Consider the following 26,568-nt stretch of genomic DNA (forward strand, 5'->3'; position numbering starts at 1 on the left):
CACCTCGGTCGGCGGGACCACGGTGCGCCAGTCCAAGTGGGTGGACTGGAACTACTACGTCGACGAGCAGTCGTTCGCGCAGGCGTTCCGGACCCGGCTGGTGTCGGAGGGCTTCAACTCCAACATCGGCATGCTGATCGACACGTCGCGTAACGGCTGGGGCGGTTCGGCGCGTCCGACCGCGGCGTCGACGTCGACGAACGTGGACACGTTCGTCAACCAGTCGCGGATCGACCGGCGTATCCACGCCGGCAACTGGTGCAACCAGTCCGGCGCGGGTCTGGGTGAGCGTCCGCGTTCGGCTCCGGCGACCGGCATCGACGCGTACGTGTGGGTCAAGCCCCCGGGCGAGTCCGACGGCTCCTCGTCGCTGATCCCGAACAACGAGGGCAAGGGCTTCGACCGGATGTGCGACCCGACCTACACCGGTAACCAGCTCAACGGCAACAACCTGACCGGCGCCCTGCCCAACGCCCCGATCTCGGGCGCGTGGTTCCCGGCCCAGTTCGCCGAGCTGATGGCCAACGCCTACCCGCCGCTCTCCTGACCGACGGCTGATCCAGGGGCATCCTTCGCGAGAAAGCTCGCGGGGGATGCCCCTCGCCCGTTTTGCAATCGATGCACACAGATGGTTGAAGCATGCGTTATGGCAAGTTTTGCCATGTATCGTTTCAAGCGACGCGAGGACAAAATGGTCGATCGCGCAATGCGAGTCTGATAGGGTAGATATCGGACAAATAAGGAAGACGACACCTCGCGATCGGACGGCCTATCACGAGGTTCGTGATTCGGGCAGCTGCAAGTGATGCGAACGCCGCCGACGCCGGTGTCAATGCTCCTGAAGCGACGATCGTCGCACAAGTAAGTTACAAAAGCGCCAGACGATGTAAATCGGACTTACTTGACAAATAATCCACAAAAGAGCGGCGGGGGGGGGCGGGGGGGGGGGGGGGGGGCGGGGGGGGGGGGGGGGGGGGGGGGGGGCCCCCCCCCCCCGCCGGTTGGGCGAACGTGGAGGTCAGCCGGCCAGGCCGACCCGGTCCAGGATCCAGGCTGCCACGAACGCCTCTTCCTTCCAGGCGTCGTAGCGCCCGGACGGGCCGCCGTGACCGGCGCCCATCTCGGTCTTGAGCAGGTATTCGCCGTGAGGCGCGGTGTGCCGAAGGGCCGCGATCCACTTGGCCGGCTCGCTGTAGCGCACCCGTGTGTCGTTCAGGCTGGTCACCGCGAGGATCGCCGGGTACTCCAGGTCGGCGACGTTCTCGTACGGCGAGTACGCCTTCATGTACGCGTACACCTCGGGGGATTCCAGCGGGTTGCCCCACTCCTCCCACTCGGTGACGGTGAGCGGCAGCGACGGGTCGAGGATCGACGACAGCGGGTCGACGAACGGCACCTGCGCGACGATGCCCGCGAAGGCCTCCGGGGCGATGTTGGCGACCGCGCCCATCAGCAGGCCGCCGGCCGAGCCGCCGCGCGCGATGATGCGGTCGGGGCTGGTCCAGCCACTCTTGGCCAGGTGCCGGGCGCAAGCGACGAAATCTGTGAACGTGTTGCGCTTGGCCAACAGCTTGCCGTCGTCGTACCAGTGCCGACCCAGTTCACCGCCGCCGCGCACGTGCGCGACCGCGAAGACCACGCCCCGGTCGAGCAGTGACAGCCGGGGGATGGAGAACCACGGGTCCATGCTGGACTCGTACGAACCGTAGCCGTAGAGCACCAGGGGCGCGCTGCCGTCGACGGGCGTGCCCGCCTTGCAGACCAGCGAGATCGGCACGCCGGTGTTGTCGTCGGCGGTGGCCCAGACCCGGTGCTGCTCGTAGTGGGCCGGGTCGAACGGCTGCCCGTCCGGGCCTGGCAGCACCGGCTTTCGCTTGCGCAGCAGCAACTCGCCGGTGGCCACCACATAGTCGAAGACCGAGTCCGGGGTGACCATCGAGGCGTAGGTCAGCCGCAGCTGGTCGGTGTGGTAGTCGGGGTTGCCGGACAGCCCGACCGTGTAGAGCGGCTCCGGGAAGGTGATGTCCCGCGGCTTCGAGGTGGGCTCGCCCGAGGTCGGGAACAGGCGCAGGCCGGTGAGGCCCTCACGGCGCAGCGACACCACGTACTGGTCGGCGAAGGCGTCCACGCCCTCCAGGCGTACGCCCTGGGTGTGGCCGATCAGTTCCTGCCAGTCCGCCGGTGCGGAAACCGGGGCCTGGGCGAGGGTGAAGTCGGCGGCGTCGCGGTTGTGCAGGATCAGCAGCCGGTCGCCCTGTGGCTCGACGGAGTACTCCAGGCCCTGCACGCGCGGGGTGACCACGGTCGGCGCGGCGGTGGGCTCGTCGGCCGGGATCAGCCAGACCTCGCTGGTGACCTTGCTGTGGATGTCGATCTGGATGAAGCGCTGCGAGCGGGTCAGTTCGACGCCGATCCAGAAGCGCTCGTCCGCCTCCTCCAGCACCAGGGCGTCGTCGCCGGTCGAGCCGACCGCGTGCCGCCACACCCGGTGCGGGCGCCAGGCCTCGTCCACGGTCAGGTAGAACAGCTGCGTGCCGTCCACCGACCAGGCGCTGCCGTAGAACGCGCCCTCGATCCGGTCGGGCAGGATCTCGCCGGTGGCCAGGTCCTTGATCTGGAGCGTGAAGCGCTCCTCGCCGGTGAAGTCGGTGGAGTAGGCCAGCAGCCGCCCGTCCGGGCTCACGTCGAGCGTGCCCAGGGCGAAGAAGTCGTGTCCGGCGGCCAGTTCGTTGCCGTCGAGCAAAATCTCCTCGTCGGCCGGCGGGGCTCCGTCGGCCGGGGTCGGCGGCGCGGTCTCACCGGCGGTGACCGGGCGCCGGCACTGGATGCCGTATTGCTTGCCGGCCTCGGTGCGGGCGTAGTACCAGTAGGCGCCCTTGCGGACCGGCACCGACAGGTCGGTCTCCTGGGTGCGACCCTTGATCTCGCCGAACAGCGTCTCGCGCAGCCCGCTCAGGTGGGCGGTGGCGTGCTCGGTCCAGGCGTTCTCGGCCTCCAGGTACGCGGTGACCGCCGGGTCGTCCTTCGTCTCCAGCCAGGCGTACTCGTCGATGACGTCGTCGCCGTGATGGCTGCGCGTGCTCGCGATCCGCGGTGCGACGGGGGCCGTGACCGGCCCGTTGGGGAGATCGGAAGTCATGGCGGTAACGCTACCGGCAGGCCGGGTGGGAAGGCAGTGGTGATTGCCGGAACCGTCGACGTTGACTAGTATCGAACATATGTTCTAACGAGCTTTGTGCGCTGCGTGAAGATTTCCGTCTCACGTGTCGCCAGCCCGCCTTGCGCGGGGTGAACTGTCAAGAGCGGCACCTTCCATTCGGTAGGAGCGAGGGATGACGGCACCGGTGCGTGAGGAATCCGAGCTGGACGGGTTGCGGCTGGGCTGCCCGGTGCGCCCGGCGGGAGCGCTCGACACGGTCGACGGCGCGCTGGTGCGCTGGGTCGCCGCGCCGCGCGACCCGGCCGAGGCCGCCGCCCTGATGCGCCGCGCCCACGAGCTGGGGCTGACCGTGCTGCCGCGGGGCAGCGGGTCCAAGAGCAGCTGGCTCGACCCGCCGCCGGTGGTCGATCTGCTCGTCGACCTGTCCGACCTAGCCACGCTCCACTACGACCCCACGACCGAGCAGCTCACCGTCGGCGCGGGCGCGGGGGTCGCGGCGACGCAGGACGTGCTCGCCCGCTCGGGTCGCCGGCTGGCGCTGGACCCGCCGTCGCCGCGGGCGACGTTCGGCGGGGTGCTGGCGGCGGCCGAGTTCGGGCCGCTGACCCACCTCTACGGGCCGCCCGCGGTGCAGGTGGTGGACGCGACGGTGGTGCTGCCCGACGGCACGGTGACCACCGTGGCCGACCGCGCCCGCCTGCTCGGGTCCAGCATCTTCGACCTGCGCTGGACGCATCCCGGCGGGCCGCACCCCGCCTGCCTGATCGTCGAGGTGACGCTGCGGACCTATCCGCTGGCTCCCGCCGCCTCCTGGGTGGTCTGCCCGGTGCTGCAGCCGCTGCAGGTCGCGACCCTGCGCGATGACGTGCTGGCCGCGAACCTGGCCCCGGCCGCGATCGAGCTGGACATGCCGGGCATTCGCCGCACCCCGCAGGCGGGCGGGCGGCGCGACGCCACCGGGGTGATGGCGGTGCTGCTGGAGGGCTCGCCGGTCAGCCTGGCCGACCGCGGCCGCCTGCTGGTGCGCCGCCTGGGCGGGCACGCGCACCTGACCACGCAGGCCCCGCTGTGGTGGGGCAAGTACCCGTTCCGCCCCGGCGAGGTGGCGGTGCGGCTCTACGCCCCCGAGGGCGATCTGCACTCGGTCTGCTACACCCTGGTCGACGCGATCGGGTCGCCGGTGCCGGTCCGCGGCAGCATCGGCGTCGGGCAGGCCTGGGCCGCGGTGCCCGGCGAGCTGCCCGCGGGGCGGCTGGTGTCGGTGCTGGAGACGTTGCGGGAGGTGCTGCTGGCGCGCAGCGGCTCCGCTGTGGTGCAAGCCGCCCCACCGCACCTGCGTGAGCTGCTCGCGCCGTACCGCGTGCCATAATTCGTACGCTGTGATCGACTTCAACGAGCCGGTGGGTTACCCGGCAGACGCACCCGCCTCCCAGGAACTTTTCGACCGGGCGGCGGCGATCGTGCCCGGCGGTGTGAACTCGCCCGTCCGGGCGTTCCGCGCCGTCGGCGGCACCCCGCGATTCATGGTTCGCGGCGAGGGCCCCTGGCTCTTCGACGCGGACGGCCGTCGCTACGTGGACCTCGTCTGCTCGTGGGGCCCGCTGCTGCTCGGCCACGCGCATCCCGAGGTCGTGGCCGCCATCCAGGCCGCCGCCGCCCGCGGCACCAGCTTCGGCACGCCCACCCCGGGTGAGGTCGAGCTGGCCGAGGAGCTGGTCGCGCGCACCGCCGCCGAGCAGATCCGCCTGGTCAACTCGGGCACCGAGGCGACCATGTCGGCGATCCGGCTGGCCCGTGGCTTCACCGGCCGCACGAAGATCATCAAGTTCGCGGGCTGCTACCACGGCCACGTCGACGCGCTGCTCGCCGCGGCCGGTTCCGGCGTCGCCACGCTCGCGCTGCCCGACTCGCCCGGCGTGACCGGCGCGGGCGCCTCCGAGACGATCGTGCTCAAGTACAACGACCTGGACGCGGTGGCGCAGGCGTTCGAGACGCACGGCGAGGACATCGCCGCGATCATCACCGAGGCCGCCGCGGGCAATATGGGCGTGGTCGCGCCGCGGCCCGGCTTCAACGCCGGCCTGGCCGAGATCGCGCACCGGCACGGCTCGCTGCTGATCATGGACGAGGTGATGACCGGCTTCCGGGTGTCGCGCTCCGGTTGGCAGGGCCTGGAGCCGGTCGACGCCGACCTGTGGACGTTCGGCAAGGTCATGGGCGGTGGCCTGCCCGCCGCCGCGTTCGGCGGGCGCGCCGAGGTGATGTCGAAGCTGGCCCCGGCCGGTCCGGTCTACCAGGCGGGCACCCTGTCCGGCAACCCGCTGGCCTGCGCCGCCGGTCTGGCCACGCTGCGGCTGGCCGACGACGCGTTGTACGCCAGGCTCGACGCCACCGCCGCGACCATCGGGCAGCTGGCGACGAAGGCGCTGGCCGAGGCGGGCGTGCCGCACCGGCTCGCCACCGCGGGCAGCATGTTCTCGATCTTCTTCGCCGACGCCGAGGTGCACGACTACGACGACGCCCGGCGGCAGAACACCGCCGCGTTCAAGGCGTTCTTCCACAGCATGCTGTCGCAGGGCGTCTATCTGCCGCCGAGCGCGTTCGAGTCGTGGTTCGTCTCCGGCGCGATCGGCGACGAGGCCCTCGACCACATCGCCGCCGCCCTGCCGGGCGCGGCGCGGGCGGCGGCGGCAGCGTCATGACCGGGCGGCACGCAGCGGCCGGACGGGTACCCGCGAGCCGGACGCGAAAGGCATGATCGGCCGATGAGAACCATCGTCCACCTGCTGCGGCACGGCGAGGTGCAGAACCCCGCCAAGATCCTCTACGGGCGGCTGCCCGGCTTCCAGCTCAGCGGCCTCGGCCAGCAGATGGCGAAGGCGGCCGCCACGGCGCTGGCCGACCGGGACATCACCTACCTGGTGTCCAGCCCCCTGGAACGGGCCCAGCAGACCGCGCTGCCCTTCGCCGAGCAGCTCGGGCTCGACATCCACGTCGACCCGAACCTGATCGAGAGCGGCAACTACTTCGAGGGCATGCGGGTCGGCGCGGGCGACGGCGCTTTGCGTGATCCGCGCCACTGGTGGGTGCTGCGCAACCCGATGACGCCCAGCTGGGGCGAGCCGTACCGGCTGATCGCGGCCCGGATGATCCTGGCCCTGCACGCCGCCCGCGAGCACGCCCGCGGGCACGAGGCGGTGTGCGTGTCGCACCAGCTTCCGATCTGGACGCTGCGCATGGCGCTGGAGGGCAGGCGGCTGTGGCACGACCCGCGCCGCCGCCAGTGCGGGCTGGCCAGCCTGACCTCGTTCGTCTTCGAAGGTGATCAGTTGGCGCAGATCACATACTCCGAGCCGGCAGCCCACCTGGGGACCGGAGCCGGGCGCGGGGCATGATGGGGCGCGTGACATCACGCCCCCGCACCCGCCGCGCCGTGCTGGCGCTCGCCGTGGCCGGGCTGGCCACGACAGCGCTGGCGGCCTGCGGCGACGACGAGAAGCCGCCCGCCGTCGGCGACGTGCTGCGCTTTCCGGCCGCCGAGCGCAAGGCGGCCCCGGCGGTCACCGGTGAACTGCTCGACGGCAGTCCCTACGACATGGCGAGCAAGCTCGGCAGCGTGGTGGTCGTGAACTTCTGGGCGAGCTGGTGCGCGCCCTGCCGGCTGGAGGCCGCCGACCTGGAGCAGATCGCCAAGGACACCGCCGCCTCCGGCGTGGTCTTCCTCGGCATCAACAACCGCGACGGCCGGGACGCGGCCAAGGCGTTCGTGGCCGCCCGCAACTCGTACCCGAGCATCTTCGACCCGGGTGCCCGGCTGTCGCTGCGTTTCGTCGACGTGCCCCCGGTGTCCACCCCCTCCACGCTGGTCATCGACCGGCAGGGCCGGGTCGCCGCCGTGCTGCGCAAGGCGACCAACGCCGCCGAGCTCGGCCCGATCGTGCGTGAGATCGCCGCCGAGCAGGCCGGCTGATGGGTGCGGACTTCGCCGCCGTGGTCAACGGCGGGCCGCTGGTGCTGGCGATAGCCGTCGCGGCGCTCGCCGGGCTGGCCAGCTTCCTGTCGCCGTGTGTGCTGCCGCTGGTGCCGGGCTACCTGTCGTACGTGACCGGCCTGGTCGGCGCGGACCTCGACGCCACGCTCGGCGACGACCGCACCGGCCTGGGGCAGGCCCGCCGCGGCCGGGTGCTGGCCGGGGTGCTGCTGTTCATCGCCGGGTTCGCCGCCGTCTTCCTGACCACCACGATCGTCGCCGCGCAGATCGGCCGCCTGCTGCTCACCTACGAGCGCGCGCTGCAGGTCGGCATCGGCGCGCTGATCGTGCTGTTCGGCCTGGCCTTCCTCGGGGTCATCCCGGGCCTTGACAACGAGAAGCGCATCCAGAAGCTGCCCCAGGCCGGGCTGTGGGGCGCGCCGGTCTTCGGCGCCGTCTTCGCGCTGAGCTGGGTGCCGTGCCTGTCCCCGACGCTCGCCGCGGTCGGCGCGCTGGCCGGGGCGTACGGCGACACCGGCCGCGCCATCGTGCTGGGCCTGGCCTACTGCCTGGGCATCGGCATCCCGTTCCTGGTGCTGGGCCTGGGCATGCGCAAGCTCACCGGCGTGGTCGGCTTCATCCGGCGCAACTCGCGCTGGGTCACCCGCTTCGGCGGCGCGCTGCTGATCCTCGTCGGCCTCGCCCTGATCACCGGCGCGTGGGGCGACTTCGTGATCTGGCTGCGGGTCACCTTCGGGGCCGGGGAGATCTCCATATGAGCGGGCGCCGCACGACCCGTCGCGTCGCCACGGTCCCCGGGAACGCCGCATGAGCCTCACCGAAGCCGCCGTCGAGAACCGGCCCGCCGACGAGCCGCCGCACCGGCGTACCCCCCGCTTGGTCGCGGCCGGAAGGGCTGCGGCGCGCAACGGGTGGCGGCAGCTGACCAGCATGCGCACCGCGCTGATGCTGCTGTTCCTGCTGGCCGTCGCCGCGATCCCCGGGTCGGTGCTGCCGCAGCGCGCGGTCAAGGTCGAGGACGTGCAGGGCTTCTACGCCGCCAACCCGAAGCTCGCGCCGGTGCTGGACCGGCTGTGGGGCTTCGACGTGTACGCCTCGCCCTGGTTCGCCGCGATCTACCTGCTGCTGTTCACCTCGCTGATCGGCTGCATCACCCCGCGCCTGCGCGACCACGCGAAGGCGCTGCGCACCGCCCCGCCGGACGCGCCCAAGCACTTCAACCGCCTCCCGCAGGCGGCCGAGCTCGACCAGCCCGTCGACGAGGCGGCGGCGAAGGCCGCGCTGCGCGGCTGGCGGACCGTACGCCGCGAGCAGGCCGACGGCACGGTCACCCTGGCCGCCGAGAAGGGCTACCTGAAGGAGGCCGGCAACCTGCTGTTCCACAGCTCGCTGCTGGTCATCCTGATCGGCGTCGGGCTCGGCTCGCAGTGGGGCTGGCACGCCGGACGGCTCATCGTCGCCGGACCGGAGCAGGTCTTCTGCAACACGGTGCAGCAGTACGACGACTTCGGGCTCGGCCCGCAGGTCGGCGCGGGCGACCTGCCCGACTTCTGCCTCGAACTCACCGACTTCCGTGCCGAGTACCGCGCGGACGGCATGCCGATCTCGTTCGCCGCCGACGTGGCCGCGACCGACTCCGCGCACGGCGACCTGGGTCGGCACACGTTCAGCGTGAACCACCCGCTGCGCCTGGACGGCGCGAACGTGTACCTGCTCGGCCACGGGTACGCCCCGGTGCTGCGCTACACCGACGCGGCCGGGGTGACCCAGGAGACGGTGTCGCCGTTCCCATACACCGACCCGACGCTGACCAGTGAGGGCGTGGCCGCGTTCCCGGACGCCAACGGCAGCGACCAGACGAAGCAGATGGCCTTCTCCGGCATTTACCTGCCGACCAAGGACGGGCCGCCATACCTGCGCTCGGATCACCCGGAGGAGCGCAACCCCGCGCTCATGCTCACCGCGTACCGCGGTGACCTGGGGCTGGACGCGGGCATCCCGAGTTCCGTCTACGACCTCGACCAGCGCCAGCTGGAGGCGGGGCGGCTGAAGAAGTACGGCGAGCCGAAGCTGATGCGCCGCGGCGAGACGTGGACCCTGCCGGACGGCAGCAAGCTCGAGTTCGTCGGCACCCGGCAGTGGATCACCGTGTCCATCCGGCACGACCCGGGCGAGCCGATCGTGCTCGCCGGCGCGGTGCTGCTGCTGGTCGGCCTGCCGCTGTCGCTGTACGGCAAGCGCCGCCGGGTCTGGCTGCGGCTGCGCGCCGACGGCACCGCCGAGGCGGGCGGCCTGCCCCGCACCGAGTACCCCGGTTTCGAAGACGAGTTCCGTTCCCTGGTCGAGAGGTGGCAACGGTAGTGGCAGAACTGTCCGACGGCCTTCTGGTCGTCACCCTGCTGTCGTACCTGGTCGCGATGCTGCTGCACGCGGGCGAGTACGCGTTCGGCACCCGCGGCCGGATCGCGAACGCGGCCGCCGCACCCGCCGCCGCTCCGGCGAGGGAGCTCGTCGGCGCGGGCGCACCGGTCGTCGAGAAGGCCCCGCACGCCTACGCGGCCCCCGCCGAGCCCTCTGCCGCCGCCGGCGGCCGTTCGCGCGCCTCCTGGCTCGGGCCTGCCGCGGTCGGCGCGACGATCCTCGGTGCGGTCGCGCACGTGGTCACGGTGGTGACCCGCGGTATCGCCGCCGAGCGGCTGCCGTTCGGCAACATGTACGAGTTCGTGCTGTCGATCACGGCGCTGGGCAGCGTCATCTGGCTGGGCACACTGTTCTTCCAGCGGCAGGTGCGCCACCTCGGCCTGTTCGTGATGCTGTTCGAGGTGCTGCTCGTCGGCGTGGCGGGCATGATCCTCTACACGCCGGTCGGGCCGCTGGTCCCGGCGCTGGACTCGTACTGGTTCGGCATCCACATCGGCGCGGTTATCACCTCGTCCAGCCTGTTCATGGTGGCCGGCGCGGCCTCGATCATGTACCTGGTCCGGACCGGCTACGACAACGGCAAGCGCGGCTTCCTGTACGCCTTCGGCGGCCGCCTGGCCAACGCCGAGGCCGTCGAGCGGCTCTCCTTCCGCCTGCACGCCTTCGCGTTCCCGATCTGGACGTTCGGCGTCACCGCGGGCGCGATCTGGGCCGAGGTGGCCTGGGGCCGGTACTGGGGCTGGGACCCGAAGGAGGTCTGGGCGTTCATCTCCTGGGTCGTCTACGCGGGTTACCTGCACGCTCGCGCGACGCCGAGCATCAAGCGCTCCACCGCGGCCTGGATCGCCGTGATCGGCTTCCTGACGATGATGATGAACCTGTTCGGCGTCAACATCTTCTTCACCGGCCTGCACTCCTACGGCGGCGTCTAACCCCCTTGCGGACAAAGGAAGGGCACCTTCTTAACGCTCCGCGTTGAAGAAGGTGCCCTTCTTAACGCCTGAGCCCTGTTGAGCTGGGACGTTGCGAGGGTTTCCGGAGGCCGGTCCGGGGCCGCCGGGGCTCGGACTGGGCGGCCGGGACGTGGCGGGTGGGGCGGTCGCGGAGCTTGATCGCTGTTTCGGGTCAAAAACTGGGGTCGAACCGCGGATTCTGACCAGAGACAGCGATCAAGCCGCGTCCGCCGCGTCTGCCGCGTCCGCCGCGTCTCGGGCGACCGGGACGGCAGGGTTACCAGAGCCGGTCGATGAGGCCGGGATGCAGTGCGATGCGGGCCCCGGTGAACGACTCCGTGTGCCGCCGTGCGGCCGCCGAGAAGAAGCCCGCCATGGTGACCTTGTCGAACAGGTCGCTGGGGAAGGGATCGTCGGGGGTGCCACCCACCAGCACCGCGCCCGGCACCAACTGCCAGCCGGCACTCTCGTAGAAGCTCTGCAGCTCCCGGTCGCAGGTGAAGATGCCCAGGTCAGCACCACTGAGACGGATCGTCTCGCGCGCGTGGGCCACCAGCCGGCGGCCGTATCCCCGGCCGCGGTACGCCACCCCGGTGACGACCCTGCTGAGCCCTCGGGCCTTGAAGCTCCGACCGTCGTGGCGGATCTCCTTGGACAACAGATCGAGGCCCGCGAGCACCACGCCGGCGTCATCGACCAGCAGCATCGCCACGGGGTCGAGTTCCGGATCATGCCAGTCGTCGCCGGCACCGGGTCCGCTGCCGCCCCCGGCATCGGACTCGGCACTGGCGCCGGCGTCAGGCGGCCAGGCCTGTGCTTGCAGTGCCAGCACCTGTGCCCGCAGCTCGGCCGGCGTCTCCCGCTCGGAGAAGATGACGATCCGCACGAGGCCGAAGGCTAGCGCAGCCGACCCGTGGCGTCGCCCCGTGGTTCACGGCACCAGCCGTCGCGACTCGCCACCTGCCCTGCTCAAAGCCTTGAGACGTTAATAAGGGCACCTTCTATAACGCGGAGCGTTAAGAAGGTGCCCTTCCTTGCCCTGTCAGCAGGTGGTGGTGGTCCAGGAGGTGTAGGGGCGCAGCCAGTCGAGGCAGTAGGTGGCGAAGTCGGCGCCGGGGCTGGTGGGGACTTCGGCGTTCCAGGGGCGCAGGCCGGCGTCGGGGGAGGTCTTGAGCTGGACGTTGTCGATCGCGAGCCGGGGGATGGTGACCGTGCCGGGGTCGGCGGGGTCGGCGTGGACCTCGACGTACTGCTCGATCTCGGCCTGGCCGGACAGCGGCAGCGGGCGGCTGGTGAGCAGGTTCCAGCGCTCGCCCCACCACAGCCAGGCCTGCCAGGAAGGCTGCTCGCCGCCGGCTTCGGTCTGCAGGTGCAGCCACAGCTTGTCGCCGGGGGAGACCGCGTACTGGTCGTAGAAGGCCCAGGCGCGGGTGGCCGTGTCGTAGGTGTAGACGCGCTGGCGGGCGTTGCCGGACCAGCCGGTCTCGGTCCAGCCGACCTCCAGCCAGGCCTGCTCGGCGCCGCGGCCCGCCTTGGCCATGAACCGGGCCGCGACGAAGTCGTACGTGCCCCGCCGCACCCCGGCGTCGCCGACCTCGATCCGGCCGAGCACGCCCGACCAGCGTCCCCGCGTCGTCGCGCCGAGGTGGTGGTAGCCGGGGCTGGGCACCGCGGCCGCGACGGGCTGCACCACGGTGGCGCGCGAGCGGCAGGCGCCCGGCGCGGCCAGGCCGGCCGGCCCGGTGGGCGCGGTGGTGGAGGCGGGGCGGCCGACGGGGCAGTCGGGCAGCGTGCCGGTGCTGGTCCCTGGGGTGCATCCGGCGGCGAGCGCCAGCAGCGTGGCCGCCAGGACCCTGGCGAAGCGGGGGGTCACATCCGGGTCAACCGGGCGGGACGGGCCGGAGTGACGATGGCGTACGCCGCAGCGCCTCGCCCCTCCCCGGCGGAGTGACGGGGCGGATGCGAGGATGCCAGCATGGCGGCACCGCGTTTCCCGTTCGACGACCTGCAGGGCTTTCTCGGCGCGCTGGAGCGGGCCGGCGAGCTGCACCGGGTCACCACCCCCGTCGATCCGACGCTGGAGATCAGCGAGATCGTCACCCGTACCGTGCGGGCCAAGGGCCCTGCGTTGCTGTTCGAGAAGCCGACCCGCGGCGTGATGCCGCTCGCGATCAACATCTTCGGCAGCGACCGCCGCATGGCGATGGCGCTGGGGGTGCAGGACTTCGACGAGATCGGCGCGCGGATCGGCGAGCTGGCCAAGCCGGAGCTGCCGCAGGGGTTCAGTGGCATGATGGACGGCCTCGGCAAGATCATGCAGCTCAAGTCGCTGCCGCCGAAGAAGGTCCGGAGCGCGCCCTGCCAGGAGGTCGTGCTCAAGGGCGACGAGGTCGACCTCAACATGCTGCCCGGCCTTGTCATGTGGCCCGGCGACGGCGGCATCTACCACAACTACGGTTTGACCCATACCAAGCACCCGGAAACCGGGAAACGCAATCTCGGCCTGTACCGGCTGCAGCAGCACTCGCACAACAGCGTCGGCATGCACTGGCAGATCCACAAGGACTCGACCGCGCACCATGCCGTCGCGGAGCGCCGCGGCGAGCGGCTGCCGGTCGCGATCGCGTTCGGCGCGGACCCGGTGGTGTCGTACTCGGCGAGCGCGCCGCTGCCCGGTGACATCGACGAGTACCTGTTCGCCGGGTTCCTGCGCGGAGAGCGGGTCGAGCTGGTCGACTGCCTGACCGTGCCGCTGCAGGTGCCCGCGACCGCCAACGTGATCCTGGAGGGCTGGGTCGAGCCGGGCGAGCGGCTGCCGGAGGGCCCGTTCGGCGACCACACCGGCTTCTACACGCCCGTCGAGCCGTTCCCGGTCATGCACGTCGAGTGCATGACGATGCGCCGCGACCCGATCTACCACTCGATCATCACCAGCAAGCCGCCGCAGGAGGACGGGCCGATCGGCCTGGCCACCGAGCGCATCTTCCTGCCGCTGATCAAGATCCTGGTGCCGGACATCGTGGACTACCACATGCCCGAGGCGGGCGTGTTCCACAACTGCCTGGTGGTCGCGATCAACAAGCGGTACCCGAAGCACGCGCAGAAGGTGATGAGCGCCGTCTGGGGCGCGCACCTGCTCAGCCTCACCAAGTTGATCGTGGTCGTCGACGACGACTGCGACCCGCGTGACCTGCAGGAGGTCGCGTTCCGCGCCTTCGGCAACGTGGACTACGCGCACGACCTGGTGCTGACCCAAGGGCCGGTGGACCACCTCGACCACGCGTCGTACCAGCAGTTCTGGGGTGGCAAGGCCGGCGTCGACGCCACCCGCAAGCTGCCCACCGAGGGTTACACCCGCGGCTGGCCGGAGGAGATGCGGATGGCCCCCGAGATCGTCGCGAAGGTCGACAAGCGGTGGAAGGAGTACGGGTTCCCGGAGAGCCCGTCGCGGAAGGGTTGGGGCAAGTGAGCACCGCGTCGCGCGATGTCGCCGCGGCCGGCCCCGAGCTCAAGGAGCCGGGCCGGGTCAAGGCGTTCCTGAAGCTGGTCGCGATCGAGCACTCGGTGTTCGCGCTGCCGTTCGCGTACCTGTCCGCGCTGGTCGCGATGGACCGCACGCTGGGCCGGATCGACTGGCTCGTGCTGCTGCTGATCACGATCGCGATGGTCGGGGCGCGCACCTTCGCGATGGCCGCGAACCGGATCATCGACCGGCACATCGACGCGCGCAACCCGCGTACCGCCCAGCGTGAACTGGTCACCGGTGCGGTGAGCGTGCGCACGGCCTGGCTCGGCGCGGCCGTGGCACTGGTCGTGTTCATGGGGGCGGCGCTCGCCCTCAACCCGCTGTGCGCGCTGCTCGCGCCGCTGGCCGTGGTGCCGCTGGTGCTGTACCCGTACGGCAAGCGCTTCACCGACTGGCCGCACGCGATCCTGGCGCTGGCGCAGGCGGTCGGACCGATCGGGGCCTGGCTCGCGGTCACCGGCACCTTCGCCGGGTCCGGCCCGGCCTGGCTGCTCGGTCTCGCCGTGGGGTTGTGGATCGGCGGCTTCGACCTCATCTACGCCTGTCAGGACGCCGAGGTGGACCGACAGATCGGCGTGCGCAGCGTGCCCGCCCGGTACGGCGTGCGCAACGCGCTGCTGATCTCCACGCTCACCCACGTGGTGACGTTCGCGCTGTTCGTGTGGTTCGGCGCGTGGGTCGGCCTCGGCTGGCCCTGGTGGATCGGCCTGGCCCTGACCGCGGGAGCCTTCGCCTACCAGCACGTCATCGTGACCCCCACCGACCTGTCCAAGGTCAACCGGGCCTTCTTCACCGCCAACGGCTTCGTCGGCATCGCCCTGTTCGTCTTCGCCGTCCTCGCCCTCTGGCTCTGACCCGAGGCGAGGTCATCGGTGGCCGAGGTGGCCGGTCCAGCGGGTGAGGAGGGTGTGGGGGACGGCGATGGTGTCGAGGACTTTGCCGGCGACGAAGTCGACGAGTTGCTGGGCGTGGGCTTTCGCGCCGCTGCCGTAGAAGCCGGGGCTGGCCGGGAGGACCACCGCGCCGGAGTCGATGAGTTCGACCAGGTGCAGCAGGTGGCTACGGGTCACCGGGGTCTCCCGCGGCACGATCACGACCGGGCGGCGCTCCTTGAGGTTCACCTCGGCCGCCCGCTGCAGCAGGTCCTTGGAAAGGCCCAGCGCGATGCCCGCGCACGCCGCCGTCGAAGCCGGCACGACGATCATGCCCTTGGCCCGGTACGAGCCGCTGCTCGGTCCCGCCGCGAGGTCGCCGGCGGGCCAGTAGCGCAGGTCGGCGTCGTCGAGCGGGGTATCCAGCCAGGTGGCCAGGTCTTCGCGCCAGTGCGCGTCCCGGAACGCGTGCCCGGTCTCGTCGAGGATGGTCAGCCGGGCCGCCCGGGACACGACCAGGTCGACGGCCTCGCCCGCCGCGCACAGCCCCCGCAGCACGGCCGCGGCGTACGGCGTCCCGGAAGCCCCCGACACCCCCAGCACCCAGGGCGTACGCGGCGCTACATCGGCAGACACACCGATGACACTAGCCGGGTCCGTTGACCGGCTGGACACGGCTGCCTAGCCTCAGCGCATGGCAGCCCAGTCGGCTGGCGTCCGGATCGCGGTCGAGATCGTGGTCGACCGGCCTGTCGCCCAGGTCTTCGCGTACCTGTCCGATGTTCGCAACGATCAGCAGTGGTGGAGCGGCATCCACTCGTCGCGCCGGATCGGCGACGGCGGTGTCGGCACCTTCTACGAGCTCGACGCGACCCTGCTGCGGGTGCGGCATCAGACCCGCATCGAGGTGACCGCCCAGGACCCGCCGTACCGCCAGACGATCACAGTCCGCAGCGGCCCCCTGCCCTACGTCGCCCACTACGAGTGGTCACCGCTCACCCCCGACCGCACCCGCTTCAACCTCGTCGCCGAGATCGCCGCGGCCCGCCCCTGGGCCCGCTTCGGCCCCCTCCTCAACCCCCTCCTCTCCTTGCTGGCCCGCCGCTACTTCCGCCGCGTCCCCGCCCTCATCGAATCCGCCACCGCACCCTGATCCGTCGGTGGGGGTCAGATGGCGTATTCGCCCAGGGGGTTGGTGTGGGCGTGGGAGTACATGTGTTCGTGGAAGCGGACGAAGCGGTCGATGAGGGTGGTGGCGCGGCGGTCGGGGAGGCGGGCGTCGAGGGCCGCGAGGCCGGCGGCCAGGCGGGCGCTGTGCAGTCCGTAGAGGCCGGCGTGGTAGGTGAGGCTGTCGGCGAGGGCGGTCAGGGCGCTGGTGGCGTCGGGGGCGCGGCGGGCGTGCCAGAGCGCGACGTTGGCCTCGCCGTTGACGATGTCCTTCTGCAGGCGGTTGAAGGCGGTGTCGGGGTCGGTGGCGAGCTGGTCGAGGGCCGCTTCGGCGGTGTCGCGGCCGTCGGCGTCGCAGGTGCGCGCGACGCGATTGATGAGGGCGTGCTGCTGGACGGGGGGCATGCGCAGCAGGCGGGTGCCGAGGTCGTTCTGGAGGCGTACCAGCAGGGCGGCGTCGGAGAGCACGTCGCTGAGGGTGCCGTCGGCGAGCACCGCGCGGTGTACGGCAACCGGGGCCAGCAGGTCGTTGAGCACGCAGACGAAGTAGGCCAGGGTCGGCAGGACGAGGATGCTCTGGCCGCCGAGTGCCGCCAGGTCGAGCCGGGACAGGTGCTCGGCGCGCAGGGTGCGCTCGACGGCCCGGTAGCGGTCGGCGAGGCCCTGGCGCACCAGGGAGGCGGTGGGCGTGCCGTCGATGCCGTCCACCAGGTCGCGGCAACTCTCGACGTTGGCCACGAGCGCGGCCCACAGGCCGTATTCGACGTCCTGCAGCAGGGGCGCGTCGGCGCCGACGTGGCGGGCGTAGTCCTCGGCCATGCCCGCGCGTTTGCTCTTGACCAGGCTCTGCTCAAAGCCGGAGGCGTGCCGGGCGGCGTCGCGGGCCGGTCCGGACAGCAGCAGCATGGCCGGGGTGTTCCGGCCGGGGGCCAGTGCCTGGAGCATGGCCCGGTTGAGCGCGCCGATCAGGTCGAGCCGGCGGGTCTGGGCGGCGTCGAGCACCGGGTGGCCCAGGCCGATGGCGAGGTCGTCGGAGACCACCTCGAACACCTGGTAGGCGTTCATGCGGCCGGCATGGTGGAGCATGGCGGGCCAGTCGTGCTCCTCGACCAGCCCGGTGAGCATCCGGGTGTTCATGGTGACGAGCTGGATGACGCCGGTGCTCTGGAGGTATTCGTGCCGCCGGGGATTCTCCGCCGAGTATGCCCACGCGGTGAAGTCCCGGTAGGGTCCGGCGGGCATGTGCCGCCGGATGGTCTCGGTCAACGCCGAGCACGTCGCGGCCAGCAGCTGGGCGGCGCGCCGGTTGGTGGGCATGCGGCGACTCGATCCTCGGGTCCGGCACGGGCCACACGGTTCGGTGGCCCGTTCAAGGAACGTGGTGAGTCCCTTCCCGCAGGCGGGAGGCGAGCGCCGGGACGTGCCGTGTTCCTGGCGCCGGGTCAGCGCCGCTGATGAGGGTACGACCATCTGGACCGCCGTGGCGTACCGCTCGGTAGTTGTCCTGGTGGAACCGCGCCGGGGTCAGTATCCGCCCGGCCGGCTGCCCGCCGCCCGCGGTGCGGCTCCGGCGCCGGGTTGCGGCGCCGGGCTGCCCGGGGGGTTGTCCTCGTCGAACTCGCCCTCGCCCTCGAGCAGTGCCCGCACCTCCGACTCGCGGAACCGGCGGTGGCCGCCCGGCGTGCGAATGCTGCCGATGCGTCCGGCCGCTGCCCACCTGGTCACCGTCTTTGGGTCGACCCGGAACAGCGCGGCCACCTCGCCAGGTGTCAACAGGCGATCTCCTGTGTCCACGCCCACCTCCTTGCGTCGACGGAGTTGGTTCGGGCGCACCCGGTAGCCGCCTCCGCTGGGACGTACGCCCAATTAGAGCACCATCACTAGCAGGCGTCCCTAAAATGGTCGTATGCACCTTTTGGGGGGTTCGCATCCATATGTTGCGAACCTCATTCGTATATTGCCCGAAGATGCGCCCCTCCGTGCCCACTCTGGAAGAAACTGCCTCTAAGGTGCTCTGTGTGGACGCGATCGACCGCAACCTGCTTGACCTGCTGCGCAACAACGCCCGCCTCTCGTACGCGGAGCTCGCGCGCCAGGTCGGCCTCTCCGCGCCGGCGGTGCACGACCGGGTCGGCAAGCTGGAGGCCTCCGGGGTGATCCGCGGCTACCACGCCGACGTCGAGCCCAGCTCCATCGACCTCGGCGTCACCGCGCTGATCGGCATCGTCGCCGACCCGGCCGTCGACATGGAGGACGTCTCCGCGGCCCTGCAGGGGCTGGAGCAGATCGAGTCCTGCTACTTCATGGCCGGCGAGGAGTCGTACCTGGTCAAGGCCAGGGTCGGCACCATCGCGGAGCTGGAGCAGCTGATCGTGCAGCTGTCCCGCACCCGCGGAGTGGCCCGGACCCGCACCGCCATCGCGCTGTCCACCACCTTCGAGGGCCGTCCCCGCCCGCTGATGAGCTGAGCGGACCTGCTGGCCGGCGTTCGTTTGGTGCTACGGTCCGGGGCATGGAGCAGCTTGATCGGTGTTCGGACAACGACCGCGTCTGGGTGACGGAGGCGATCGGCAAAGTCGTCGCGGACGCCAACCGCAGCGCCGACACGCACCTGCTGCCGTTCCCGCTGCCGCCGTACTGGGGCATCGACCTCTACCTCAAGGACGAGTCGGTGCACCCCACCGGCTCGCTCAAGCACCGGCTGGCCCGCTCGCTGTTCCTCTACGCGCTGTGCAACGGCTGGATCCGGCCCGACACGACGGTGGTGGAGGCGTCCTCGGGCTCGACCGCGGTCTCCGAGGCGTATTTCGCCCGCATGCTGGGGCTGCCGTTCATCGCGGTGATGCCGGCCTCCACCAGCAAGGAGAAGATCGAGCTGATCGAGTTCCAGGGCGGCGAGTGCCACCTGGTCAGCGATCCGGCGCAGGTCGTGGTCGAGGCGCGGTGGCTGGCCGAGGACCGCGGCGGGCACTTCATGGACCAGTTCACCTACGCGGAGCGGGCCACCGACTGGCGCGGCAACAACAACATCGCCGAGTCGATCTTCCAGCAGATGGAGCTGGAGCGGCACCCGGTGCCGAACTGGATCGTGATCGGCGCGGGCACCGGTGGCACCTCGGCCACCATCGGCCGGTACGTCCGTTACCAGCGGCACTGCACGAAGATCCTGGTAGTCGACCCGGAGAACTCCGCCTTCTACCCGTCGTACGAGTCCGGCGACGTGTCGGTGACGACCGGCAAGGGCTCACGGATCGAGGGCATCGGCCGCCCCCGGGTCGAGGCGTCGTTCCAGCCGCACGTGGTGGACCGCATGGTCCGGGTGCCCGACGCGGGCTCGCTGGCCGCCATGCGGGTCGCCTCCGAGGTGCTGGGCCGCCGGGTGGGCGGCTCGACCGGCACCAACCTGTGGGGGGCGTTCGGGCTGATCGCCGGGATGCTGGCCCGTAGCGAGCGGGGCTCCGTGGTCACCCTGCTGTGCGACGGCGGCGAACGGTACGCGCACACCTACTACGACAACACGTGGCTCAAGGACCAGAACCTCGACCTCACCGAGGCGCTGGCCACAGTGCGCACCTTCCTGGCCACCGGCACCTGGCAGGAGTGACGCGAAACCGAAGGGCCCCGGCCCACACCGCGTCGGCGGTGGACCGGGGCCCTTCGAGGTTCTACAGATCAGTTGGCGTTGCGGCGGTCGCCGTACGAGCGCTCACCCTGGGGGCGGTCGCCGTAGGTGCGCTCGCGGAACGGCCGGTCACCCTGGGGGCGGTCGCCGTAGGTGCGCTCGCGGAACGGCCGGTCACCCTGGGGACGGTCGCCCCGGAACGGCCGGTCACCCTGCGGGCGGTCGCCCCGGAACGGCCGGTCACCCTGCGGGCGGTCGCCGAACGAACGCTCGCCGCGGAACGGCCGGTCGCCCTGCGGGCGGTCGCCCTGGGGGCGGTCACCGTAGGTGCGCTCGCGGAACGGGCGGTCGCCCTGCGGCCGGTCACCGTAGGAACGCTCGCGGAACGGCCGGTCACCCTGCGGCCGGTCGCCCTGGGGGCGGTCACCGTAGGTGCGCTCGCGGAACGGCCGGTCACCCTGCGGCCGGTCGCCGTACGAGCGCTCGCGGAACGGGCGGTCGCCGTACTGGCGCGGGCCGCGGTCGCCGTAGCCGCGTCCACCGTCGCGGCGCTGGCCGCCCCGCTGGAAGCGCGGCTCCGGCTCGTCCACCACGGGACGGCCGGACGGCTCCTGGGCGCCGGTCAGCTCGACCAGCTTCGGGTCGTCGACGCGCAGCCGGTGCTCGGCGGGCTTGGCCACGCCGGCCTTCTCCATCATCGAGATGGTGGAGCGGCGCTGCTTGGGCAGCACCAGGGTGGCCACCGCGCCGGACTCGCCGGCCCGGGCGGTGCGGCCGGCCCGGTGCAGGTAGTCCTTGGGGTCCTTCGGCGGGTCGATGTGCACGACGAGCGAGACGCCGTCGACGTGGATGCCGCGGGCGGCGACGTCGGTGGCGACGAGGACGCTCATCCGGCCCTCCTTGAACTGCGCCAGGGTGCGCGTACGCACGCTCTGGGTCTTGCCGCCGTGCAGGCCGCCGGCCCGCACGCCGACCTCGCGCAGCTGCTCCACCAGGCGGTCCACGCCCATCTGGGTGCGCGCGAACATGATCGTCCGACCCGGACGGTTCGCGATCGCCGCGGTGACCTTGAACTTCTCCTGCGGCGGGATCAGCAGCATCATGTGGTCCATGGTGGACACCGACGCCTCCGCGGGGGCGGTCGAGTGCGTCACCGGGTTGTTCAGGAACCGCTTGACCAGCGTGTCCACGTCACCGTCGAGAGTGGCCGAGAACAGCAGGCGCTGGCCGCCGGCCGGGGTCTTGGCCATCAGCTCGGTGACGTCGGGCAGGAAGCCCATGTCGGCCATCTGGTCGGCCTCGTCCAGGACGGTGACCTCGATGTCGTCCAGCGCGCAGGCGCCGCGCTGGATCAGGTCGCCGAGGCGGCCCGGGGTGGCGATCATCACGTCGAGCCCGCGCTGCAGGCCCAGGATCTGCCGGTCGTACGGCACGCCGCCGACCGCGGTGCCGGTGTACAGCTCCATCGCCTTGGCCAGCGGGCGCAGCGCGTCCGCGACCTGCATGGCCAGCTCGCGCGTGGGCACCAGGATCAGGGCCTTGGGGTGGTGCGGGCGGGCCGGCTTGCCCTCGGCGATGCGCGCCAGCAGCGGCAGTCCGAAAGCGAGGGTCTTGCCGGAGCCGGTCTGGCCACGGCCGAGCACGTCGCGTCCGGCCAGCGCGTCCGGCAGGGTGGCGGCCTGGATCTCGAAGGGCTGGGTGATGCCGGCCCGGGTCAGCTCGCGCACCATGGCGCGCGGCAGGCCGAGCTCGGCGAAGCTCGGGAGATGCTCCGTGACGGCCTCGTCGGCGGCGGTGTCCGCGGCCTCGACGACGTCCGTGACGGTGTCGGTGGTGGTGGTCGCCGCTGCGGCGGCCGTCTGGGCGGCGGCCTTCGCGGCCGCGGCCTTGCCCTCGGTATCAATGTTGATCTCGAAGACGGACGGGAACAGGGCAGGGTCGTGCATAGTCAAAGCGAAACCTCTCGGGTGGCGCATCCCCGCGCCGCGCGGCCTCGTGCCGCTGCAAGTCACCCGCAGGAACGCTCAAAAGCGCGCCGAGCGCGCCCAGAACAACCCGATGAGTGTACCGGGCTTTGCGGCCACCGCCGCCCGAATAACACGACGGTGTAGTGGGCGTCACCCCGCAAGGCCAATGAAGCGGGGTGACGCGTGTCACGCAGCGGGCACCGGGTCGGGGCTCGGCGACGTCGACTCGGCCGGCTTCGGGCTCTCCGCCGGCGGCTGCGGGGACGGCGACTCGGCCGGCGGCTTCGGCGACGGCGAAGGGCTGGCCGGAGCGCTCGGCGAGCTGGACGGCGAGGTGCCGGTCGTCGGGCTCGGCGAGGTGGTCTTCGTCGGCGACGGCGTGGTGCCGTGCGTCGGGTTCGGCTGGTTCGGGGCCGGCACCGCGTCGACCACCCGGGTCGCGAAGTCGATGCTGCTGAGGCTGACCGACGCGCGCCGCACCACGTCGCCGGTGCGCGGCGAGTGGACCATCCAGCCGTCGCCGAGGTACATGCCGACGTGGTGGATGGTGCGCCAGTCGTTCGGGTCCGTGGCGAAGAAGACCAGGTCACCGGGGAGCAGCGCGTACTTGCTGACCGTCTTGGCGCGGGTGCCGTAGTACTGGTCCTTGGCGACCCGGTTGAGGGTGATCCCGGCGGCCTTGTACGACGCCAGCATCAGGCCCGAGCAGTCGTAGGTGTTCGGACCCTCGTCGCCCCAGCGGTAGGGCTTGCCGCGCTGGCTGAGCGCGAACAGGACGGCCTTCTGCGCCTTGGCCGCGGCGACCAGGCCGGCGTTGCTCTTGCCGGGGCTGTAGTTGCCGAGGTTCTGCTCCTGGATCTCACGCAGCCGGTCCGCTTCGGACTGGAGCTCGGCGAGCCGCCGCTTCAGCTCCAGGAACGCGACCTCTTTGCGCTTGAACTCCTTCTCCACGGCCGAATACGCCGTGGAGGCGTCCTGCTCGGCGGTGATGGCCGTGGTGAGCACCGTGTAGGCCTGGCGCTCGGCCTGCTGCGCGGTGGCGAGGTCGTTGAGCACGGCCTCGGTCTCCGGCGTGGACTCGGTGCGCGGGATCAGCTGACCCAGCTCGCCGAGCGAGTCGCCCAGCCGCGGCGGAGCCTTCACGGCTGCCTGGTATTCGGCGACGGCTGCGGCCTCGGCGGCCTCCTTGGCCACCCGCAGCGTGTCGGCGGTGGCCCGCCAGGCGTAGTCGGCCATCGCCTTGGCCACGACCGAGTTGCTGTAGTTCTGGTACAGCTCGCTGCGGCGGGCGCCGAGCACGGACAGCTCCAGCTCGGCGGCGCTGTACTGCGCCAGCAGCGCGGCGTGGGCGGTCAGCGGCTGGGTGCGCGGCATGCTCAGCGAGCCGAACGGCAGCGTCGGCAGCCCGTCGGGCTGGGGACGCAGGCCGGCGTCCGGAATCGAGGTGATCTTCGAGCCGATCGGCGGGTCAGCGGATGCGGGCATGGCGATGCCACCGGCGATGAGCGCGCTGAGAACAGCCGAGCCCACCGCGACCTGACTCTGCCGTCGAGCCTGCCCGCTGCGACGCTTGGACATCGTTGGCCCCGTCCTCCCCGTTGGTCCCACAAGGTTCCTACCGGAAATCAGGATCGCTGTCGACCCTTCTGTCCCGGTGGCGTCAAGCTGAACAGCAGCTGTCAAGGGCAGCAGCAGGCACGTCGGCGGCACGTCGTAGGCTCACTGCCATGGACGTTGGTTTGAAGCGGGAGCTGGAGCAGAAGGTCTACGCCGGGGAGCGGCTCAGCCGCGAGGACGGCGAGGCGCTCTACGCGAGTGACGATCTGGCCTGGCTGGGGCGGCTCGCGCACCACGTCCGGACGGAGAAGAACGGCGACCGGGTGATGTTCAACGTCAACCGGCACCTGAACCTGACGAACGTCTGCTCGGCCAGCTGCGCTTACTGCTCCTTCCAGCGCAAGCCCGGTGAGAAGGACGCCTACACCATGCGGGTGGAGCAGGCCGTCGCCAAGGCGCTGGAGATGAAGGACGAGCAGCTCACCGAGCTGCACATCGTCAACGGTCTGCACCCGACGCTGCCGTGGCGCTACTACCCGCGCGTGCTCAAGGAGCTCAAGCAGGCCCTGCCGAACGTCAAGCTGAAGGCGTTCACCGCGACCGAGGTGCAGTGGTTCGAGAAGATCTCCGGCCTGACCGCCGACGCGATCCTCGACGAGCTGATGGAGGCGGGCCTGGAGTCGCTGACCGGCGGTGGCGCCGAGATCTTCGACTGGGAGGTCCGCCAGCACATCGTCGACCACGCCTGCCACTGGGAGGACTGGTCGCGCATCCACCGCCTGGCGCACAGCAAGGGCCTGCGCACCCCCTCGACGATGCTCTACGGCCACATCGAGGAGCCGCGGCACCGCGTCGACCACGTGCTGCGCCTGCGCGAACTGCAGGACGAGACCGGCGGCTTCACCGTCTTCATCCCGCTGCGCTACCAGCACGACTTCCACGACAGCGCGGACGGCAAGATCCGCAACCGGATCCAGGCGCGCACCACGATGGCGAGCCCGGCCGAGTCGCTCAAGACGTTCGCGGTGTCCCGGCTGATGCTGGACAACTTCGACCACATCAAGTGCTTCTGGGTCATGCACGGCCTGTCGCTGGCCCAGCTGTCGCTGAACTTCGGCGTCGACGACCTGGACGGCTCGGTCGTCGAGTACAAGATCACGCACGACGCGGACTCGTACGGCACGCCGAACACGATGCACCGCGACGACCTGCTCCACCTGATCTGGGACGCGGGCTTCAGCCCGGTCGAGCGGGACACCCGCTACCAGGTCGTCAAGGAGTACGGCGCGCCGGTCAGCATGGCCGAGCGGCGCAGCGAGCCGCAGCAGGTCTGGGCCTGACGGGTGGCCGATCCGCAGAGCCCGGCCGAGGAGCAGCGCAAGGGCCCGCGGCGGGACGCGTCCGGGCGCATCGTCTCGCTCACCGACCTGGTGGCGTACGCGCTGGCCGGGTTCGCCATCAGCGTGCTCGGCATGATCGCCTTCGACGGCCTGTTCGCCCTGCTCGGCATGGGCGAGTTCGGTGACCTCACCGGCTGGCTCGCGGTGATCTTCCCGGCGATCATCTTCGTGGAGCAGTTCAAAGCGGCGGCGGGCCACCGCGGGCGGCTCGCCGTGGCCCCGGCCGCCGGTCTGGTGGCCGTGGTGCTCGGCGTGCTCGCGGTGGGCGTGGCGTCGGGCTTGCCGCCGCTGGTCTCCGGCGGGCTGGGCGCGCTGGTCACCACGGTGGTGTACGCCGTGCTCTGGCACCTCGGCCTGGCGGCCGCCGAACGGGGCTGACCGGCCCCTCGCGCGGGGCTGACCGAGGCCCGGCAGGTTCGGCGGCTACCCTGGACCGGTGAGTCCTGCTGTCAAGTACACGCTCGCCAGGCTGATGCTCTTCCTGGCCGTCTTCGCCGCGCTGTGGTTCGTGCCGAACCTGAGCATGCTGCTCAAGCTGATGATCGCCATCCTGGTCTCGGCGGCGGCGAGCTATTTCCTGCTGCGCAACCTGCGTGACGACGTGGCGGCCCAGGTCGAGGGCGCGGTGGACCGCCGCAGGGCCGAGAAGGACCGGCTGCGTGCCGCCCTGGCCGGCGAGACCGAGCCCGGCGAAGACGTGCCCGCCGCCGAGGCCGAAGAGGTCCACAAGACCCAGGCGTGATGAGCCTGCGCACATCCTCCACTCCGCGTCGCGAGCATCGGCACGGGTGTGTATTAGCGTGTCGGCTGACTGTCCCGCAGCGAAGCCGGTGTGAACCCGGCGCTGTCCCGCAACTGTGATCCCACCTCGGTGGGCGAGCCAGGTCGCCTGCGGCAGTCGCGAACCACGCTCTCGAGGAAGGGCGTCTCGCGGACCGGGCTGCCCCACCTGATCGGGCCCTGTCGGCGAAGGACCTGCCTCGACCGATAGGAGGATCAGTGCGTACCCGTTTCCTGTCCCGCCGCGCGTTCGGCGCGCTGGCCGCAGCCGGCCTCGTCGCCGCGCTCGGGGCCTGCGCCACGAACGACCCGGCGACCCCTGCCCCGTCGAACGCCGCCGCGGCGTACCCGGTGACCGTCGGCTCGGTGACGCTGCCCGCGCAGCCGGTGAAGATCGTCTCGCTGTCGCCGACGACGACCGAGATGCTCTTCGCGATCGGCGCCGGCGGCCAGGTCGTCGCCGTCGACGACAACTCGAACTTCCCGGCGAACGCGCCGAAGACGGAGCTGTCGGGCTTCCAGCCCAACGCCGAGGCCGTCGCCGCCAAGAGCCCCGACCTGGTCGTGCTCAGCACCGACGCCAACAACGTGGTCGCCCAGCTGACCACCCTCAAGATCCCGGTTTACGTGGCCCCGGCCGCCGTGACGCTGGACGACACGTACCAGCAGCTCGCCGAGCTGGGTGAGCTGACCGGCCACAAGGCCGAGGCGGCCGCGCTCGGCCAGAAAATGAAGGACGACATCGCCAAGCTGGTCAAGGACCTGCCGAAGCGCGCGACCCCGCTGTCCTACTACTACGAGCTGGACCCGACGCTGTACTCGGTGACCTCGAAGACGTTCATCGGCTCGCTGTTCGAGCTGGCCGGGCTGAAGAACGTGGCCGACGCCGCCGACACCAAGGGCAGCGGCTACCCGCAGCTCACCGCCGAGTCGCTGGTCAAGTCGAACCCGGACCTGATCTTCCTGGCCGACACCAAGTGCTGCCAGCAGAACCTGGACACCGTCAAGGCCCGTGCGGGCTGGGCCGGCATGACCGCGGTCAGCAAGGGCCAGGTCATCGCGCTGGACGACGACATCGCCTCGCGCTGGGGCCCCCGCGTCGTCGACCTGATCCGCGCGATCGTCGACGCCGCGAACAAGGTCCCGGCCTGA

25 protein-coding genes and 1 riboswitch are annotated in these 26,568 nt (G+C 71.2%); of the genes, 17 read left to right on the top strand and 8 right to left on the bottom strand.

Annotation, left to right across the window (positions count from 1 at the left end; all coding sequences use genetic code 11):
* Positions 1 to 547, top strand: a 547-nt coding sequence (locus tag AB0B66_RS27875; protein ID WP_360535477.1) for a glycoside hydrolase family 6 protein, incomplete at its 5' end; no start/stop codon positions are given.
* Positions 548 to 1,018: 471 nt separating this feature from the next.
* On the opposite strand, the gene AB0B66_RS27880 is transcribed toward AB0B66_RS27875, so the two are convergent.
* Entirely contained in the window at positions 1,019 to 3,139 is a 2,121-nt protein-coding gene (locus AB0B66_RS27880) for a S9 family peptidase (protein ID WP_360535479.1), read from the bottom strand.
* 193 nt (positions 3,140 to 3,332) lie between these two features.
* Between AB0B66_RS27880 and AB0B66_RS27885 the strand changes: the two genes are divergently transcribed.
* From AB0B66_RS27885 to ccsB, 7 genes are all read left to right on the top strand, one after another.
* Positions 3,333 to 4,529 (top strand): FAD-binding oxidoreductase, encoded by a 1,197-nt coding sequence (locus AB0B66_RS27885; RefSeq protein WP_360535481.1) that lies wholly within the window; start codon positions 3,333 to 3,335, stop codon positions 4,527 to 4,529.
* Positions 4,530 to 4,539: 10 nt separating this feature from the next.
* On the top strand, positions 4,540 to 5,862 hold the full coding sequence (gene hemL, locus AB0B66_RS27890) for a glutamate-1-semialdehyde 2,1-aminomutase (protein WP_360535483.1): 1,323 nt from the start codon (positions 4,540 to 4,542) through the stop codon (positions 5,860 to 5,862).
* Positions 5,863 to 5,925: 63 nt separating this feature from the next.
* The gene (locus AB0B66_RS27895) at positions 5,926 to 6,555 is read left to right on the top strand and encodes a histidine phosphatase family protein (protein WP_360535485.1); all 630 of its coding nucleotides are present in this window, start codon (positions 5,926 to 5,928) and stop codon (positions 6,553 to 6,555) included.
* Positions 6,556 to 6,563: 8 nt separating this feature from the next.
* On the top strand, positions 6,564 to 7,130 hold the full coding sequence (locus AB0B66_RS27900; RefSeq protein ID WP_360535487.1) for a TlpA disulfide reductase family protein: 567 nt from the start codon (positions 6,564 to 6,566) through the stop codon (positions 7,128 to 7,130).
* Positions 7,130 to 7,909, top strand: a complete 780-nt coding sequence (locus tag AB0B66_RS27905) for a cytochrome c biogenesis CcdA family protein (protein WP_360535489.1) — start codon at positions 7,130 to 7,132, stop codon at positions 7,907 to 7,909. Before AB0B66_RS27900 ends, AB0B66_RS27905 begins: the two co-directional genes overlap by 1 nt.
* 49 nt (positions 7,910 to 7,958) lie before the next feature.
* On the top strand, positions 7,959 to 9,512 hold the full coding sequence (locus AB0B66_RS27910; protein WP_360535491.1) for a cytochrome c biogenesis protein ResB: 1,554 nt from the start codon (positions 7,959 to 7,961) through the stop codon (positions 9,510 to 9,512).
* Positions 9,512 to 10,504 carry a c-type cytochrome biogenesis protein CcsB gene (gene ccsB, locus AB0B66_RS27915; protein ID WP_360535493.1) on the top strand — a complete coding sequence of 331 codons (993 nt, stop codon included), beginning with the start codon at positions 9,512 to 9,514 and terminating at the stop codon, positions 10,502 to 10,504. The genes AB0B66_RS27910 and ccsB overlap by 1 nt, the downstream gene beginning before the upstream one ends.
* Positions 10,505 to 10,802: 298 nt before the next feature.
* Here ccsB and AB0B66_RS27920 read toward each other — a convergent pair whose 3' ends face one another.
* Together AB0B66_RS27920 and AB0B66_RS27925 are read right to left on the bottom strand one after the other, a co-directional pair.
* The gene (locus AB0B66_RS27920) at positions 10,803 to 11,411 is read right to left on the bottom strand and encodes a GNAT family N-acetyltransferase (protein ID WP_360535495.1); all 609 of its coding nucleotides are present in this window, start codon (positions 11,409 to 11,411) and stop codon (positions 10,803 to 10,805) included.
* 156 nt (positions 11,412 to 11,567) lie between these two features.
* A complete protein-coding gene (locus tag AB0B66_RS27925; protein ID WP_360535497.1) occupies positions 11,568 to 12,398 on the bottom strand; it encodes a hypothetical protein in 831 nt (276 codons plus the stop codon).
* A gap of 102 nt (positions 12,399 to 12,500) precedes the next feature.
* Between AB0B66_RS27925 and AB0B66_RS27930 the strand changes: the two genes are divergently transcribed.
* Together AB0B66_RS27930 and mqnP are read left to right on the top strand one after the other, a co-directional pair.
* Complete coding sequence (locus tag AB0B66_RS27930; protein WP_360535499.1) at positions 12,501 to 13,994, top strand: menaquinone biosynthesis decarboxylase; 1,494 nt, start codon at positions 12,501 to 12,503, stop codon at positions 13,992 to 13,994.
* Positions 13,991 to 14,905 carry a menaquinone biosynthesis prenyltransferase MqnP gene (gene mqnP / locus AB0B66_RS27935; protein ID WP_360535501.1) on the top strand — a complete coding sequence of 305 codons (915 nt, stop codon included), beginning with the start codon at positions 13,991 to 13,993 and terminating at the stop codon, positions 14,903 to 14,905. Before AB0B66_RS27930 ends, mqnP begins: the two co-directional genes overlap by 4 nt.
* A gap of 12 nt (positions 14,906 to 14,917) precedes the next feature.
* Here the strand turns inward: mqnP and AB0B66_RS27940 are convergent, their stop codons facing one another.
* Positions 14,918 to 15,559 carry a UbiX family flavin prenyltransferase gene (locus AB0B66_RS27940; protein ID WP_360535503.1) on the bottom strand — a complete coding sequence of 214 codons (642 nt, stop codon included), beginning with the start codon at positions 15,557 to 15,559 and terminating at the stop codon, positions 14,918 to 14,920.
* 58 nt (positions 15,560 to 15,617) lie between these two features.
* Here AB0B66_RS27940 and AB0B66_RS27945 point away from each other — a divergent pair, with 58 nt between their 5' ends.
* Positions 15,618 to 16,076 (top strand): SRPBCC family protein, encoded by a 459-nt coding sequence (locus tag AB0B66_RS27945; RefSeq protein ID WP_360535505.1) that lies wholly within the window; start codon positions 15,618 to 15,620, stop codon positions 16,074 to 16,076.
* A 14-nt stretch (positions 16,077 to 16,090) separates the two neighbouring features.
* Here the strand turns inward: AB0B66_RS27945 and AB0B66_RS27950 are convergent, their stop codons facing one another.
* Both AB0B66_RS27950 and AB0B66_RS27955 read right to left on the bottom strand, forming a co-directional pair.
* On the bottom strand, positions 16,091 to 17,407 hold the full coding sequence (locus AB0B66_RS27950) for a hypothetical protein (RefSeq protein ID WP_360535507.1): 1,317 nt from the start codon (positions 17,405 to 17,407) through the stop codon (positions 16,091 to 16,093).
* Positions 17,408 to 17,614: 207 nt separating this feature from the next.
* A complete protein-coding gene (locus AB0B66_RS27955) occupies positions 17,615 to 17,884 on the bottom strand; it encodes a BldC family transcriptional regulator (RefSeq protein WP_308440668.1) in 270 nt (89 codons plus the stop codon).
* A gap of 224 nt (positions 17,885 to 18,108) precedes the next feature.
* Here AB0B66_RS27955 and AB0B66_RS27960 point away from each other — a divergent pair, with 224 nt between their 5' ends.
* Both AB0B66_RS27960 and AB0B66_RS27965 read left to right on the top strand, forming a co-directional pair.
* The gene (locus AB0B66_RS27960; RefSeq protein WP_203696163.1) at positions 18,109 to 18,558 is read left to right on the top strand and encodes an Lrp/AsnC family transcriptional regulator; all 450 of its coding nucleotides are present in this window, start codon (positions 18,109 to 18,111) and stop codon (positions 18,556 to 18,558) included.
* Between the two features lie 44 nt (positions 18,559 to 18,602).
* Entirely contained in the window at positions 18,603 to 19,694 is a 1,092-nt protein-coding gene (locus AB0B66_RS27965) for a PLP-dependent cysteine synthase family protein (RefSeq protein ID WP_360535509.1), read from the top strand.
* Between the two features lie 68 nt (positions 19,695 to 19,762).
* Here AB0B66_RS27965 and AB0B66_RS27970 read toward each other — a convergent pair whose 3' ends face one another.
* Positions 19,763 to 21,442 carry a DEAD/DEAH box helicase gene (locus AB0B66_RS27970; RefSeq protein ID WP_360535633.1) on the bottom strand — a complete coding sequence of 560 codons (1,680 nt, stop codon included), beginning with the start codon at positions 21,440 to 21,442 and terminating at the stop codon, positions 19,763 to 19,765.
* 423 nt (positions 21,443 to 21,865) lie between these two features.
* Positions 21,866 to 23,257 carry a C40 family peptidase gene (locus AB0B66_RS27975; RefSeq protein WP_360535511.1) on the bottom strand — a complete coding sequence of 464 codons (1,392 nt, stop codon included), beginning with the start codon at positions 23,255 to 23,257 and terminating at the stop codon, positions 21,866 to 21,868.
* A gap of 149 nt (positions 23,258 to 23,406) precedes the next feature.
* On the opposite strand from AB0B66_RS27975, the gene mqnE reads away from it, so the two are divergent.
* From mqnE to AB0B66_RS27995, 4 genes are all read left to right on the top strand, one after another.
* A complete protein-coding gene (gene mqnE / locus AB0B66_RS27980) occupies positions 23,407 to 24,576 on the top strand; it encodes an aminofutalosine synthase MqnE (RefSeq protein WP_360535513.1) in 1,170 nt (389 codons plus the stop codon).
* Positions 24,577 to 24,579: 3 nt separating this feature from the next.
* Positions 24,580 to 25,014 carry a hypothetical protein gene (locus AB0B66_RS27985; RefSeq protein WP_360535517.1) on the top strand — a complete coding sequence of 145 codons (435 nt, stop codon included), beginning with the start codon at positions 24,580 to 24,582 and terminating at the stop codon, positions 25,012 to 25,014.
* A 58-nt stretch (positions 25,015 to 25,072) separates the two neighbouring features.
* Positions 25,073 to 25,378 carry a DUF4229 domain-containing protein gene (locus AB0B66_RS27990; protein ID WP_360535519.1) on the top strand — a complete coding sequence of 102 codons (306 nt, stop codon included), beginning with the start codon at positions 25,073 to 25,075 and terminating at the stop codon, positions 25,376 to 25,378.
* Positions 25,379 to 25,417: 39 nt separating this feature from the next.
* A riboswitch (cobalamin riboswitch) is annotated at positions 25,418 to 25,548 on the top strand.
* 102 nt (positions 25,549 to 25,650) lie between these two features.
* The gene (locus AB0B66_RS27995) at positions 25,651 to 26,568 is read left to right on the top strand and encodes an ABC transporter substrate-binding protein (protein WP_360535635.1); all 918 of its coding nucleotides are present in this window, start codon (positions 25,651 to 25,653) and stop codon (positions 26,566 to 26,568) included.

Source organism: Catellatospora sp. NPDC049111 (assembly GCF_040648615.1).
Lineage (GTDB): Bacteria > Actinomycetota > Actinomycetes > Mycobacteriales > Micromonosporaceae > Catellatospora > Catellatospora aurea.